13 protein-coding genes are annotated in these 15,483 nt (G+C 60.5%); 6 read left to right on the top strand and 7 right to left on the bottom strand.

Features of this window, described 5'->3' with window-relative positions; genetic code table 11:
- The first annotated feature begins 19 nt into the window (after positions 1-19).
- The 6 genes from metG (at position 20) to mazG (ending at position 6,084) form a co-directional block, all read left to right on the top strand.
- Positions 20-1,582, top strand: a complete 1,563-nt coding sequence (gene metG / locus ACZ51H_RS04665) for a methionine--tRNA ligase (RefSeq protein WP_464802578.1) — start codon at positions 20-22, stop codon at positions 1,580-1,582.
- Positions 1,583-1,585: 3 nt separating this feature from the next.
- Positions 1,586-2,374 (top strand): TatD family hydrolase, encoded by a 789-nt coding sequence (locus tag ACZ51H_RS04660; protein WP_464802577.1) that lies wholly within the window; start codon positions 1,586-1,588, stop codon positions 2,372-2,374.
- Positions 2,371-3,156, top strand: coding sequence for an MBL fold metallo-hydrolase (locus tag ACZ51H_RS04655; RefSeq protein ID WP_464802576.1), 786 nt, complete (start codon positions 2,371-2,373; stop codon positions 3,154-3,156). The genes ACZ51H_RS04660 and ACZ51H_RS04655 overlap by 4 nt, the downstream gene beginning before the upstream one ends.
- 4 nt (positions 3,157-3,160) lie before the next feature.
- The gene (locus ACZ51H_RS04650) at positions 3,161-3,787 is read left to right on the top strand and encodes a retropepsin-like aspartic protease family protein (protein ID WP_464802575.1); all 627 of its coding nucleotides are present in this window, start codon (positions 3,161-3,163) and stop codon (positions 3,785-3,787) included.
- Positions 3,784-5,085: an MFS transporter gene (locus ACZ51H_RS04645; RefSeq protein WP_464802574.1), complete on the top strand. Its 1,302-nt coding sequence runs from the start codon at positions 3,784-3,786 to the stop codon at positions 5,083-5,085. The genes ACZ51H_RS04650 and ACZ51H_RS04645 overlap by 4 nt, the downstream gene beginning before the upstream one ends.
- A gap of 210 nt (positions 5,086-5,295) precedes the next feature.
- A complete protein-coding gene (mazG, locus tag ACZ51H_RS04640) occupies positions 5,296-6,084 on the top strand; it encodes a nucleoside triphosphate pyrophosphohydrolase (RefSeq protein ID WP_464802573.1) in 789 nt (262 codons plus the stop codon).
- A 4-nt stretch (positions 6,085-6,088) separates the two neighbouring features.
- Here the strand turns inward: mazG and hflX are convergent, their stop codons facing one another.
- From hflX to dusB, 7 genes are all read right to left on the bottom strand, one after another.
- Positions 6,089-7,420 carry a GTPase HflX gene (hflX, locus tag ACZ51H_RS04635; RefSeq protein WP_464802572.1) on the bottom strand — a complete coding sequence of 444 codons (1,332 nt, stop codon included), beginning with the start codon at positions 7,418-7,420 and terminating at the stop codon, positions 6,089-6,091.
- Positions 7,421-7,485: 65 nt separating this feature from the next.
- A complete protein-coding gene (gene hfq, locus ACZ51H_RS04630) occupies positions 7,486-7,968 on the bottom strand; it encodes an RNA chaperone Hfq (RefSeq protein WP_196226095.1) in 483 nt (160 codons plus the stop codon).
- A 150-nt stretch (positions 7,969-8,118) separates the two neighbouring features.
- A complete protein-coding gene (gene ntrX, locus ACZ51H_RS04625; protein ID WP_449472322.1) occupies positions 8,119-9,492 on the bottom strand; it encodes a nitrogen assimilation response regulator NtrX in 1,374 nt (457 codons plus the stop codon).
- Complete coding sequence (locus tag ACZ51H_RS04620; protein ID WP_464802571.1) at positions 9,482-11,734, bottom strand: sensor histidine kinase; 2,253 nt, start codon at positions 11,732-11,734, stop codon at positions 9,482-9,484. Before ACZ51H_RS04620 ends, ntrX begins: the two co-directional genes overlap by 11 nt.
- A gap of 93 nt (positions 11,735-11,827) precedes the next feature.
- Entirely contained in the window at positions 11,828-13,270 is a 1,443-nt protein-coding gene (ntrC, locus tag ACZ51H_RS04615; RefSeq protein WP_464802570.1) for a nitrogen regulation protein NR(I), read from the bottom strand.
- Positions 13,267-14,379 (bottom strand): two-component system sensor histidine kinase NtrB, encoded by a 1,113-nt coding sequence (locus ACZ51H_RS04610; RefSeq protein ID WP_449472316.1) that lies wholly within the window; start codon positions 14,377-14,379, stop codon positions 13,267-13,269. The genes ntrC and ACZ51H_RS04610 overlap by 4 nt, the downstream gene beginning before the upstream one ends.
- Positions 14,376-15,395, bottom strand: a complete 1,020-nt coding sequence (gene dusB, locus ACZ51H_RS04605; protein WP_460988067.1) for a tRNA dihydrouridine synthase DusB — start codon at positions 15,393-15,395, stop codon at positions 14,376-14,378. The genes ACZ51H_RS04610 and dusB overlap by 4 nt, the downstream gene beginning before the upstream one ends.
- Positions 15,396-15,483: the final 88 nt, after the last annotated feature.

The following is a 15,483-nucleotide window of genomic DNA, read 5'->3' as shown; positions in this document are numbered from 1 at the left end:
CAGCCGCTAGGGAAGGCGCATGTCGCAGCCCTACACCATCACCACCGCCATCAGCTATCCCAACGGCCGCCCCCATATCGGCCACGCCTATGAGGTGATCGCCACCGACGCGATCGCCCGGTTCCAGCGGATGATGGGCCGCGACGTTTTCTTCCAGACCGGCACCGACGAACATGGCCTGAAAATGGATCAGGCCGCCCGCACGCGTGGCATCGAGCCGCGCGCCCTTGCCGACGAAATGTCCGGATATTTCAAAGATATGAACGACAGGCTGAACATCAGCTATGATCGCTTCATTCGCACCAGCGAGCCTGACCATCACCGCGCATCCCAAGCCATCTGGCAGGCGATGGAGGCCAATGGCGACCTCTATCTCGGCCGCTATGAAGGCTGGTACTCCGTCCGCGACGAAGCCTTTTACGACGAAAAGGAACTGGTCGATGGGGAAGGGGGCGAAAAGCTCTCGCCTCAGGGCACGCCGGTCGAATGGACCGTCGAGGAAAGCTGGTTCTTCCGCCTGTCCGCCTATCAGCAAAAGCTGCTCGATCTCTACAACAGCCAGCCCGACTTCATTCAGCCCGACAGCCGCCGCAACGAAATCATGCGCTTCGTGGAAGGCGGCCTTTCCGACCTCAGCGTCTCGCGCACCAGCTTCGACTGGGGCGTCAAGGTTCCGGGCAGTGAGGGCCATGTCATGTATGTCTGGGTCGACGCGCTCACCAATTATTTGACCGGCTGCGGTTATCCCGACGACGCCGAGCGCATGGCGCGCTACTGGTCAGAAGGCGGCGACATAACGCACATCATTGGCAAAGATATCTTGCGTTTTCATACTGTTTACTGGCCAGCCTTCCTGATGAGTGCGAAGCTGCCCCTGCCCAAGCAGATCTTCGGCCACGGCTTCCTCCTCAATCGGGGTGAGAAGATGTCGAAGTCGGTCGGCAACGTCGCCGACCCGATGGAATTAGCCGAGCGTTTCGGCGTGGACCAACTCCGCTATTTCCTCCTGTCCGAAGTCACCTTCGGCAATGACGGCAGCTATAGCGCGGAGGCGATCGTCGCCCGATCGAACAGCGACCTGGCCAACAGCTTCGGCAATCTGGCGCAGCGAACCCTGAGCTTCATCGCCAAGAATCTCGAAGGTCGCTTGCCCGAACCCGCGCCGCAGGATGTCGACAATGATCTGCTAAAAACTATCAGCGACGCCGCACAGACGTTCCAGACCGCCATGGCCGATCTCGCGCCTTCCACGGCTATCGAAGCATGGATGCGCGCGGTATTCGCCTGCAACGCCTATATCGACGCCCAAGCGCCCTGGGCGTTGCGCAAGACTGACCCGGCGCGGATGGAAGCGGTACTGGCGACGCTTTACGAAGCCATCGCCAACCTCGCCATCATCATTCAGCCCGTAATCCCGGCCAGTGCCACCGCGCTCCTGGACCAGATGGGCGTTCCGCAGACGAGCCGGACCTACGAAGCGATCGGCAGCAACACCTACGCCGATCTCCGCGCCAGCGGGTTCACGCTCGCCGCGCCCAAGCCACTCTTCCCGCGCCTCGAACTCACCGAAGCGGACGCCTGATCCATGTTGATCGACAGCCATTGCCACTTGAATTACAAAGGCTTGGTCGAAGATCAGCAGAATGTGCTTGAACGCGCGCGCTCCGCTGGCATCGACTTGATGCTGAACATCGCGACCCGCGAAAGCGAATGGGATGCGGTTCTCGCGACAGCCGAACAACAACCCGATGTCTACGCCACCGTGGGAATCCATCCCCACGAGGCGGACGAGCATCCCCATATCGACACGGCCAAGCTGATCGAACGCGCCGCCCATCCCCGAGTGGTTGGGATCGGGGAAACCGGCCTCGACTATTATTATGATCATAGCGACCGCGCCCGGCAGCAGAACAGCTTCCGCGCCCATATCGCAGCGTCCCGCGCGACCGGCCTTCCGCTCATTGTCCACACCCGCGATGCCGAGGAGGATACGCTCGCCATCATGCGCGAGGAAATGGAGCAGGGGGCCTATCCCGGTGTCATCCACTGCTTCACCGCCAGCGGAGCCTTCGCCGATGCGGCCCTGGAGCTCGGCTTCTACATCAGCATTTCGGGCATCGTGACCTTCAAAAGCGCGAAGGATCTTCAGGAAACCGCTGCCCGTCTGCCGATCGACCGGCTGTTGGTTGAAACGGACTCACCTTTCCTCGCGCCCGTGCCCCACCGTGGCAAGTCCTGCGAACCGGCATTCGTCGCCGACACCGCACGCTTTCTGGCAAACCTGCGCGGCGAAAGCGTCGAGCAACTAGCCGCCGCAACCTCAGCGAACTTCCACAACTTGTTCAGCAAGACCGGAGCAGCGCAAAAGGCATGAGCCTCAAGCTCACTATCCTGGGTTGTGGCACCTCATCGGGCGTCCCCCGGATCGGCAATGACTGGGGAAGTTGTGATCCCACCGAGCCGAAGAACCGGCGGACACGAGCATCGATCCTGGTGGAAAGCCCCACCACGCGCCTCCTGATCGATACGTCGCCAGACATGCGCGCCCAACTGCTGGCCGCCAATGTCATCCATATCGACGCCATTCTCTGGACCCACGACCATGCCGATCACTGTCACGGCATCGATGACGTGCGCCAGCTTTACCACCACCGCCGCACGCCCGTCCCAGGCTATGCCCGCCGTCAGACATTGAAACTTCTGAAGGAACGCTTCGCCTACGCCTTTGAAGGACGGCAGGGCTATCATCCGACCATAGAGCCGCATGTGCTGCCCGATGGCCTGCGCATCGGTAACATCGACATCGCCTGCACAGACCAACCGCATGGCGAGATTTACTCGACCGGCTTTCGCTTCGCATCGGGTGGCAGGTCGATAGGCTATGCTACTGATTTTCATGATCTTACGGCCGACATGATCAGTCTTTACGACGGGTTGGACGTCTGGGTTGTCGACGCCCTCCGCGAAAAGCCGCATCCGACTCATCCGCACCTAGCCCTGACCCTCGATGGCATTTCGGCTGTCCGTCCCGGCCGCGCCATCCTTACGCATATGGATCAAAGCATGGACTATGCGGCTCTGTTGAAAACGCTGCCGGACGGCGTGGAGCCCGGCTATGATGGCATGTGCATCGAATTGAACGGGGATGGGGGCTGACGGCATGAATGGGGATCAGGCGGCTTCCAGCATCTGGTATGTGCTCGCGCTTGTTCTCGTCGGCTCCGCCTTGCTGGCTCGCCGCATGCCCATGGCTGGCATGCTGCGCCTTGCACTGGTCTGGGTCGCCATATTTGCGGCCCTGCTGGGACTGTTCAAAATTGGTGAGAAAGCCGGACTTTTCTCCGCCCGAATGTCTGGGGAAGGGGCAGGGCCGGTTTCGCAGGAAACGCCGCCAACACCGCCTCCTGCCCGCGCCGAAGGTCAGGCACTTCGCATTCCCATGGCACCTGATGGCCATTTCTGGGTCGAAGGAACGGTCAACGGCACCGCCACCCGGTTCCTCATCGACAGCGGCGCCAGCATAACGGCCCTTTCCGTCCCCTCCGCTCGTGCGGCCGGGCTCAATTTTGACCTGAACGCACCGGGCGTGTCGATGATGACCGCGAACGGCCAGATTGACGCCAAGCGTTCCTCCATCTCCACTTTGGCCATCGGCCCGGTCCGGTCGAGCGATCTGCCCATCGTCATATCACCCGCTTTTGGTGAGGTGAACGTCATAGGGATGAACATGCTGTCCCGGCTCAAAAGCTGGGGCGTCGAAAATGGTGAGATGGTGCTCAATCCATGACGGCAACCTTGGCGCTGCGCGCACCGACCCAGCGCGAAAGGCTGAAGGCGATCGTCGGCGGATCCACCGGCAATCTCGTGGAATGGTATGACTGGTACGCCTATGCCGCCTTCACCCTCTATTTCGCGCCGCATTTCTTCCCCAGCGAGGATCGCACCGCCCAGCTTTTAAGCGCTGCCGGGATATTCGCCGTGGGCTTCCTGATGCGGCCGATCGGCGCCTGGTTGATGGGCATTTATGCGGACCGGCATGGACGCAAAAGCGGTCTCACCCTGTCTGTTGCGCTCATGTGCGCCGGCTCGCTGCTCATCGCTGTCACGCCCGGCTATGATGTGATCGGGGTAGGGGCGCCCCTGCTGCTCGTCCTTGCACGCCTGATGCAGGGGCTTTCGATCGGCGGCGAATATGGGGCCAGCGCAACCTATCTATCGGAAATGGCGGGACGCGATCGGCGCGGTTTCTTCTCCAGCTTTCAATATGTTACGCTGATCGCCGGGCAACTCGTCGCAATCTGCGTGCTGCTTGTACTTCAGGGCGTGTTGACCACTGCGCAGCTTGACGCATGGGGGTGGCGGATACCTTTCTTGATTGGCGGCGCTCTCGCCGTGATCGTATTCTGGCTGCGCCGTGGGCTAAGTGAAACGCAAAGCTTCCATGCGGCGAAAGCCCAAGGAGCGCCGCGATCCGGTTTTGTCGAGCTCATCACAAAACATCCCCGCGAAACACTGACCGTGATGCTCCTCACGGCGGGCGGCACGATCGCTTTCTATGCCTATTCGATCTATATGCAGAAATTCCTCGTGAACACGTCGGGCCTCAGCCGGGAAACAGCGTCGCAGATCAATGGGATAACCTTGTTCTTTTTCATGGCTCTGCAACCGCTCGCTGGCGCGCTCTCCGACCGGATCGGGCGTAAGCCGTTGATGATCGGCTTCGGCATCCTGGGCCTGCTGCTCACCTATCCGATCTTCGCCACGCTCGCCGTAACTCGCGATCCACTGGTTGCGGGGCTGCTGGTGATGGCGGGCTTGATCATCGTCACCGGCTACACATCGATCAACGCCGTCGTGAAGGCGGAGCTTTTCCCGGCCCATATCCGCGCCCTTGGCGTCGCTTTGCCATATGCCTTGGCGAATACATTGTTCGGCGGCACGGCCGAATTCGTGGCGCTCTATTTCAAGCAGATCGGCATTGAACAGGCATTTTACATCTATGTAAGCGTCATGATCGCCATATCGCTCATCATCTACATCAAAATGCCTGACACCCGTCGCCACAGCCAAATCCTGGAAGACTGAAACGGGGCGTTCTCGGTATCGCCTGATATGAGGGGGCTCACCTTTCGTGGCAGGTGACTAATTGGCTCATCTGGGTACGCTACGAACGGTCATCCCAAGTCGCATTTAACATAATATATATTATCATACAAATGTCAGTTCGGAGGGGATAGCCTTCCCCCCACCAAAACTCTATCTTCTCGCCATCTCCTTCTTGATTTCAGGACCCCCATGTCATCCAGCACCAAAGCGAGCCCCGCCGACATCATGCCGCTCGCAAACGTCATGGCCCGTCTCCGCGATCCGGACACCGGATGTCCCTGGGACATCCAGCAGGATTTCGCCAGCATCGCCCCCTACACGATCGAGGAAGCCTATGAAGTCGCCGACGCCATCGAACGCAACGACATGCCCGCGCTCTGCGACGAACTCGGCGACCTCCTTCTACAGGTAGCCTTCCACAGTCGCATGGCCGAACAAGCCGGGCACTTCAATCTTCAAGCCGTCATCGACGGCGTCACCGACAAGATGATCCGCCGCCATCCGCACATCTTCGGCGAAGGTGCCGAACGCGAACATGGCCATGCTCAATGGGAAGCGATCAAAGCAGCCGAACGCGCTGCCAGAGAACCCGACAGCAGCGCTCTTGCTGGCGTCGCCAACGCGCTCCCCGCACTACTGCGCGCCGAAAAGCTCCAGAAGCGCGCCGCCCGCACCGGTTTCGACTGGCCCGACACCCAGGGTGTTGTCGCAAAGATCGAGGAGGAATTGCAGGAAGTTCACGACGCCACATCGCCCGAAGAACATCAGGAGGAGGTCGGCGATCTGTTGTTCGCCGTGGTCAACCTGGCCCGGCACCTAGAGGTCGACCCGGAAACCGCGCTACGGACCGCCAACGCGAAATTCGAGGCCCGCTTCCGCGTCATGGAACAGACCGCGGGCAATGGATTCCAAAGCCTCGACCTCGATGGAAAGGAAGCTCTCTGGCGGCAGGCCAAACGCGAATTGGCCCGCCCTTAGCCGGTCAAGGAGCCGCGCGTTTGCTGAACCGGGCAAGGGCAGAGTCGGACAGCCTAACTTTGACGACAAGCTCGCTATCCACCGTTTCGCTGCCGATCACTTCACCATGCTCGTGAAGCCAGGCAACGGCAGCGCCATCCGCCAACGGCACCCGAAGCTGATGGATTTGCGCTCCAGCAGTCAGTCTGGCGCTTATGCATCGTTGCAGATCATCCACGCCATCTCCGGTCAGGGCGGAAAGGATCACGACATCTCCGCGCCGCTCCGCGATTTCCCGAAGTTGCGCAGCTTCTTCCTCACCCAGCAGATCAAGTTTGTTCCACGCCTCGATAATCGGGGGGGCGTCGTCCCCCGCTCCGCCCTCAAGAGCGCCCTCACCCGTAACACCAAGCTCACTCAGCACATCCAGCACGTCATCACGCTGCGCCTCGCTGTCAGGATGGGCGATGTCGCGGACATGTATGATGAGGTCAGCCGACAGCACCTCTTCCAGCGTGGCGCGAAACGCTGCGATCAACTGTGTAGGAAGGTCGGACACAAAACCGACCGTGTCCGACAGGATCGCCTTGTCCAATCCCGGTAATGCGATCTGGCGCATGGTCGGGTCCAGCGTCGCGAACAGCAAATCTTCCGCCATGACATCGGCGCCCGTCATGCGGTTGAAAAGCGTTGACTTGCCAGCATTGGTGTAGCCGACAAGCGCGATCACAGGCCAGGGAGCCCGTTGCCGCCGCGCCCGATGCAGGCTGCGCGTACGGGTCACTTGGTCAAGTTCACGCCTGATCTTTGCCATGCGATCCCGGATCATCCGCCGGTCCGCCTCGATCTGCGTTTCACCGGGACCGCCAAGGAATCCAAACCCACCACGCTGCCGTTCAAGGTGGGTCCAGCTACGCACCAGCCTGCCCGCCTGATAATCAAGATGGGCTAGTTCGACCTGAAGGCGGCCCTCATTAGTGGCCGCACGCTCCCCGAAGATTTCCAGGATCAACCCGGTTCGGTCGATCACCTTGGCTTCGGTCGCCTTTTCAAGATTGCTCTGCTGAACCGGGCTCAACGCGTTGTCGACAATCACCAGTTCGGCATCTTCCATCCGCGCAAGCGTCGCAATCTGGTCGACCTGGCCACTTCCGAACAGCGTTGCGGGCTTCCGATCCCGCACACGAAACGCCTGCGCCGCGCGCACATCTATGCCGATAGCCAGAGCGAGGCCTTTCGCCTCCTCCAGCCGGGCATCACTGTCGCGCCGTTCCACCCCATGAGTTTCAGCGCGCACGACCACGGCCCGCGCGCCGCGCGATACTTCGTCGGCAGAGTCCCTGTTGAAGACGGCCATAAGCGGCTAACGCATCAAGCGCCGACCCGCCTCATCAGAAGGCGGGCCGTACCGAAATAGATTGGTCAATCCTCGCCCTCGCCTTCGCCACTCAGGTCGAGCGCATGGAGAGGTTGAACAGTGGAGATGGCATGCTTGTAGACAAGCTGCACCATGCCGTCGCGCTCCAGCAGCATGCAGAAAAGATCGAATGCAGCGATCTCGCCCTGCAACATCACGCCGTTGACCAGAAACATGGTGACCGGGCTTCCGGACTTGCGAACGGCGCTCAGGAATATTTCCTGAAGCAGCTTGGGCTTTGAATTGCCGTCGCTCGCCTTGCGAAGGTCGGTCAGGTCCATCGACTGAGCGGGCATCACGGTGGAAATCGCGTGCTTGTAGACAAGCTGCGATTGGCCGTCGCGCCGCAACAGAACCGAAAAATTATCAAACCAGGTGATGATCCCTTGCAACTTCACGCCCTTTACCAGGAACATGGTCACGGGCGTCTTGCTCTTGCGCAGGTTGTTCAGGAATATGTCCTGAAGATTATTGAGTTTTTCTGCCATGGTCTTCACCTTATTGGCGGGACGTTACCCGCTCTTGCACCCCTGGGCAGGGTGTCTTGCCCGCCCCCGCTCACCGGGGGCAATCAGAAAGCTACCGCAATTGCGAAGGGACGTCCATGCCCCAGATGGGCTATCGTTCATCCCCTTGCATCAATTGTCTTTTCCATCCGTGATCCCAAGCAGCTTGAGCTTGCGGTGCAATGCAGACCGTTCCATGCCGATGAATGTGGCTGTTCGGGATATGTTGCCGGAAAATCGCCTGATCTGAATGCGCAGGTATTCACGTTCAAAACTTTCCCGCGCTTCCCGCAACGGCGCCCCCATGATCGCGGACTGACCCATCCCTTCACCCGCGCCATTGCTCGAAAGTTCGCTAGGCAGCATGTCGAGCTCGATCCGGCCAATCCGCTCGCCCGGAGCAAGGATCATTGTTCGTTCGATGACGTTGCGCAGCTGGCGGACGTTGCCGGGCCATTCGTTTGCCTGAAGCGCGGCCATGGCATCACTGGCGATCTCGGGCGACGGCACCCGCCGTTCGGCCGCGAAACGTGCGAGATAATGCTCGACCAGCGGTGGTATGTCATCTCGCCGTTCCGACAAGGAAGGGATGATCAGGGGCACGACGTTGAGGCGATAGAACAAGTCTTCCCGGAAGCGCCGCTCCTCAATTTCCGCCGCTAGGTCCCGCGCGGTCGAAGAGATGACGCGTACGTCCACCTTCACCTGCCGCTGCCCGCCCACACGCGTGAAGCTCTGATCCGTCAGAACCCGCAATATCTTGCCCTGCGTCGTCACGGGCATGTCGGCGATCTCGTCAAGGTAAAGCGTGCCGCCATGTGCCTGCTCAAGATAGCCGGGACGCACAAGGCCGCTGGGATCCTCGACACCGAACAGCTCCTCTTCGACCCGGTCGGGGTCCATGCGCGCCGCCGCCACGACGATGAAGGGCGCGTCGGCCCTCCCGCTCCAGCTGTGAAGCATGCGCGCCGCGACTTCCTTGCCGACGCCCGCAGGACCGGAAATCAGCACCCGGCTGCCCGTTCCGGCGACCTTCTTTATCGTCGCTCTCACCGCATTGATCGCGGCTGAAGTGCCCGTCAGTTCGTCATCCTGTCCAAACCGGGCACGCAGGACCTGATTTTCCCGTCGCAATCTCTCGGTTTCGGTAGCGCGCGCGACTAGATGCAGCAGCCGGTCGGCTTCGAATGGCTTTTCGATAAAGTCCGCCGCGCCCTTGCGGATCGCGGCCACGGCCGTGTCGATATTGCCATGACCTGAAATCATGAGCACCGGAATGGTCGCGTCGCGCTGCTTGATCACGTCGAGCAATTCCAGACCATCCAGGGTCGACCCCTGAAGCCAGACGTCCAGCAGGACCAGCGAAGGACGTCTGGTATCCAGCGCCTCGATCGCGCTGTCGCTGTTGGCAGCGGTGCGAGTGGTAAAGCCCTCATCCTCAAGCACGCCCGCGACCAGATCGCGGATGTCCTCTTCATCATCGACTACCAGAATATCAAGCGCCATTGGCTGTCACTTTTCCCTTGGGCAATGCTACGACCTGCCCTTCTTCCAATTTCTCAAGAGCGGCAGTGGGGAAGCGCAACGTAACGCTCGTCCCTCCGCCTTCCGCATCTTCCAGGCGGATTTCGCCCATATGTTCCTCGACGATCTTCTTGACGATGGCGAGGCCCAGGCCCGTCCCCTTGCTGCGGGTCGTCATATAGGGTTCCAGCACCCTCTCCCGCTCCGGCGGAAGCCCGACCCCGTCATCGCTGACGTTGATGAGCAGATTGCCGTCCTCCTGACCGACCGTCATGCGAACATGACCACGGACTCCGCCCTCGGCAGGTTCAGGCTTGGGTTCGATAGCCTCCACGGCATTTTTAACGATATTGGTCAGCGCCTGACCCAGCTGTCGCCGGTCGCAGACAAGTTCCATATCATGCGGCCCGCCATGAAATTCAAATTTGACGTCGGGATGCGCGACTTCGTGCAGGAACAAGGCATGACGGGCGATATCCGCAACAGCCTCGCGGCGGAACACAGGTTTGGGCATCCGGGCGAACGAGGAGAATTCATCCACGATCCGCCGCAGATCGCCTACCTGCCTGACGATGGTCCCGGTCAGGCGTGTGAAGGTCGCCTTGTCGCTCGTCACTTCCTCGGCGTAGCGGCGCTGCAAGCGCTCCGCCGCGAGCTGGATGGGCGTCAGCGGGTTCTTGATCTCATGCGCAATCCGGCGGGCCACGTCTGACCATGCGGCGCGGCGCTGATCGGACAATTGCTGCGTGATGTCGTCGAACGTCAGGATATGGCGCGATGCGTCTTCGGACACTTTGACCGCCAAGGTCCGCATTTCGCCATGCGCGCGCGTCTGCACGATCCCCGCCCCCTCCTCCGAAGCAATGAGAGCCGCCAGTTCCGGCGAAACGGCGCTCAGCGGTCGCCCTACCGGATCATCGCCGTCCTTCACCAGAATAGCGGCGGCCGAACTGTTGAGAAGCAGGATCACCCCTTCCCTGTCCACCGACAACACGCCTGCGGAAACGCCTGACAGGATGGCCTCGATAAAGGCGCGACGTTCATCCAACTGGCTGTTCGCGGCGACGAGCGCGCCTGTCTGCGCCTCCAGCCTCTGGGTCATCCTGTTGAAGGCAGACGCGAGCGTTCCGATTTCATCGCGGGACTGCGGGCTGGTGACACGGGCGGACAAGTCACCTGCCGTCACCCGCCGGGCAGCTGTCACCAACTCGTTCACTGGGCGAACCATCCAGTCCGCAACCGCCAACGCAATATAGACCGCTATACCGACCAGCAGAAGCGATCCCACGAACAGGGCGACGTTGAACCGCAACTGAAGGGCGCGTGATTGGGCGGCGAAAATATCATAGTCGGACAGGACCTTCTGCGCGCGCTCCACATTGCTGAACGCGGTCGAACCGGAATCCCGAGTGGCATAAAGATAGATTTTCGCGCCGGGGTAGAGCAGCGTCACGGCCTGAATCTGGTTTGGCTTCGCTGCAACAACCACATTCTCGCCTGCTTCCAGTCTCTTGATGACATCGGGCGACAGCATTTCTGAAGCAGGTCTGCTATCCGGGTCGACCGTCGCAGCGGTGCGAGCCACGCCGTCCTTGCCCACCTCGATGATTGCCGAACGATTGAGTTTTCGCGTGACGACCTGGTAGATATAACCCTCGGCGAAGCGCGGGCTCGATACTTTCGACTGGCCGAGATAATCCCGCAAGTCGCTCGCCATCGTGACCGTTTCGTCGCCCACCTCGCGAAGATTCTGCTCATAATAGCCGCGCGCGAGGTCGCTGGCATTTTGCAACATTCCGCGCGCGCTGTCCGAAAACCAGAATTGCACGCCATATTGGAACAACAGCGAGGCAAAGATGACGACCAGCAACATCGGGACGCTGGCCACGATCGAGAAGATGGCCACCAGCCTGACGTGAAGTTGTCCGTCGCTGCCTATCGCGGACTGGGCGGCGCGGCGCTTCGCGACCCGGCGTCCAAGCAACACGAGAAGCGCGATCGCCGGAACCAGATTTCCCACCAGCAGCAGCGCGACGATGGGTGGCGTGAGCAGCGTGTAGGATTGCCCCTGGCCCGATAACAGGAAATAGGTGATGCCCGCCGTTCCAAGGAACAGCATCAACGTGACCGCCTCCACCAGCGGAGCAAGATGACGTCGAAGGAAGGGCGGAAAATATCTCTTCCATGCCCGACCTCGCGTGGAGAGAGTCACTGCACCTTCCATAGTGGCTTTCTTACAACAACGCCGTGCCTGATCAAACACAGTATTTGGGACAGATTGTCCCTTGGCCGAACACCTGTGTCGTTTCGTCCCGGCTCAGTCCGACACGCGCAGTTGCAGCGGGTCCAAACCATAGTCGGTCAACTTCTTGCGCAATGTGTTACGGTTGATCCCCAGCAACCCGGCCGCCCGGATCTGGTTACCATCCACGCTCGCCAGCGTTTCCTGCAACAGGATCGGTTCGACGACCGCCAGCATATCATCATGCAGATTGCGGTTGGGCTGTCCGATGCCGATCCCCAACTGCCGCTTTGCCCATTCGCGCACGGCCAGGACCAATTGATCGGCGGGCGCGGCATAATCCGGAGGCACAAGGTCCAGCGGCAAGCTGTTGCGCAACACCTCCCCCGCGATCACGGTCTCACGGCTGAGCACCGCCAGTCTCTGCATCAGGTTCTGAAGCTCGCGCACATTGCCCGGCCAATGATAGGCCATCAGCAATTGCGCGGCATCATCCGACAACGTTTTTCGGGGCAGTCCCTCCTGCGCGGCGCGTTCAAGGAAATGCCTTGCAAGCAGGATCACGTCCTCCCGTCGCTCGCGCAACGCAGGCAAGGGGATGGGCACGACATTCAGCCGGTAATAAAGATCTTCCCGGAACCTGTTTTCCTCAATCAGCTTGGGAAGGTCCTTGTTCGTGGCTGCAACGATGCGGACATTCACCCGCACCGGCTTCGATCCGCCAACCGTCGTCACCTCGCCTGACTGCAAGACCCGCAGCAAGCGCGTCTGCGCCTCCATCGGCATGTCGCCAATCTCGTCGAGGAATAGGGTTCCGCCCTGCGCCTGCTCGAACTTCCCGGCGGTACGGACATTGGCTCCCGTAAACGCGCCCTTCTCATAGCCGAACAGTTCGGCCTCGATCAGTTCGCGCGGAATTGCCGCCATGTTGATCGCGACAAATGGCTTGGTCCGGCGTTGCCCCAGGCCATGGATCGCTTCGGCGACAAGTTCCTTGCCCGTGCCCGACTCCCCCAGCACCAAAATGCTGAGATCGTTGGACAATACCCGCGCGATCGTCCGGTAAACCTCCTGCATGGCAGGGGACCGGCCAACGAGAGGCAGGCCGTCGTGGGGAAGGCCATCTTCCTGATTGCCCTCCTCGGCCTTGTTCATGCCGAGGGCGTCACCAACGGCCCGTGCCAATTCATTGAGGTCGAACGGCTTGGGGAGATATTCGAAGGCCCCCTTCTCCGTCGCCCGGATCGCCGTGTTCAAAGTGTTCTGCGCCGACAATATGATCACGCTAAGGTCTGGTCTGCGCTCCAGGATCTCCGCGACGCCGTCCAGACCATCGCCATCCGGCAGCATGACGTCAGTTATGAGCACATCCGGCGAGAAACTGTCGATCAGGGCGCTACGCTCGCGAATGGACGACGCGGTCTTCACCTTATGACCCTGCCGACGCAGCGCTTCCCCGACCACCATGCAAATGGCGGGATCGTCATCGACGACCAGTATCGACCCCGTGGTCGTCATGCTCCCATCCCCATGGGAAGCAGGATACGGAACGTCGATTCGCCCGCGTCTGGATCGCGTGAATATTGGACGAACCCATTCATGTCCCGCACCAGCTTATCGACCAGCGCCAGCCCCAGCCCCTGCCCATCGCGCTTGCCCGTGATGAAGGGGTTGAAGAGGTGATCTAATATATGTTCCGGCACGCCCGGCCCATTATCGATGACCAGTATCTCGATCGGCAGTACCGCGCTGCCCTTTCCATCGCCCAGCACGACCGACACGCCATGGCGGAACGCGGTTTCAACGCGGATGCAGGGCTCTTCGACTTCATCCAGCGCCTCGGCGGCATTTTTCAGCAGGTTGAGCATGATCTGCACAAGCGCATCGTCATTGATGACGGCAAATGGCAATGATGGATCGTAACGTTTTATGATCCTGATATTTCTTGCAAAACCGGCAGCGGCGATGTTTGCCGCCCGATCGATCATGGGATAGATGTTGCCCGGTCGGCATTCCAGCCTGTGATCGGTCGTGAAATCCTGCATACGGTCGATCAGGGCGGCGATCCGGTCGACCTCATTGCAGATCAGCTGGGTCAGCACGGCGTCGCGTCCATCGTTGCCGGACTCCAGAAGCTGCGCCGCGCCACGGATGCCCGACAGCGGATTCTTGATCTCATGGGCCAATATGGCCGCGGCGCCCATGGCCGATCGCGCGCCGCCTGGGGTGCCACGATGACCTATTTGCCGCGCATGGCTTTGAGCGTGAATCGACACCACCCGCCACCCTTCATGGTCGACAATCGGGGCGATCATCAGATCGACTTCCATCTCAGCCGTTCGCCCCGCATGCACCTTGACGTCATAGGCGGCGATCGGCTTGCTGCTATGCCAAATGTCGAAGCGCGAACTCGCATCCGCCATGCGAACCGTGCGCGTGACGTCACTTCCCACGATCGCGGATCGCGCCATGTTGAGCAGAGTTTCCGCCCGGACATTCGCATCGGCAATGCTGTTGTCCGGCGCTACGATCAATGTCGCCACGGGGAGTGCGATCATCAATTCCGACGGTGATGGTACATCCTGCTGCATCGGGGGCGGCGGGATGGTGCTTAGTGGCATCGTCATGCCGCCTTGCGCGTCTCGATCGCTCCGTCCTGTGCAATCAGCGGTTCGTAAAAGCGCGCCAGCATATCAAGCACCACGTCGCCATCCGGCTCCTGATTGACAGCGTTACGAAACTCCGCCGATCCGGTGAGCCCCTTGGTATACCAACCGATATGCTTGCGAGCCATGTTGACGCCCGTCAGGCCGTCATAATGCTCGATCATCGCACGATAATGCTCTGTTATCAGCTGATATTGCTCGGCTAGCGAAGGATCGGGAAGGCGCTGCCCTGTGCGGAACCAGTGCATCACTTGTCCGATCAGCCAGGGCCGCCCATAAGCGCCCCGGCCAATCATAACGCCGTCCGCGCCGCTCTGCTCCAGCGCCGTTTCCGCATCTTCGATCGAGCAGATGTCTCCGTTGACGATCACGGGCAACGACACTGCATCCTTCACATTCCGCACGAACGCCCAATCGGCGCTACCCTTGTACATCTGGCAACGGGTCCGCCCATGCACAGTGATCATCTTCGCACCCAGATCCTGCGCAATCCGCGCCAGTTCAGGGGCATTCAGGCTGGCATGATCCCACCCCATGCGCATCTTGACGGTCACGGGAACATCGACGGCCTTCACCGTCGCATCGATCAACGCGGCGGCCAGAGGCAGGTCGCGCATCAGAGCGCTACCGGCGTCGCCATTCACCACCTTCTTGACCGGACAACCCATATTGATGTCGATGATCGCCGCGCCACGATCGGCATTCAGCTTCGCCGCTTCGGCCATCTCCTGCGGTGAGCAGCCCGCAAGCTGCATCGACACCGGCTCTTCCACCGGATGCCACGCCGCTTTCTGCAAAGACTGCCGCGTCTCGCGGATCATCGCCGCGCTCGCGATCATCTCCGTCACGTTCAAGCCCGATCCGTAACGGCGGACCAAAGTGCGGAACGGCATATCCGTGACGCCAGTCATCGGCGCCAGGATTACGGGCATGTCGATCGTCACCGGACCGACGGAGATGGGGGAAATTATGCGCATCACCAGCTTTGCCTAAAAAACAGGCAGCCCTTAGCGGAAAAGCGGCGATGCGGCAAGCAAGCCGTCTGGCGGAGCGATCCGCCGTTCG

It is taken from the genome of Sphingobium sp. TomMM15 (genome assembly GCF_055397045.1).
This window is presented reverse-complemented; position numbering and strand designations above follow the sequence as displayed.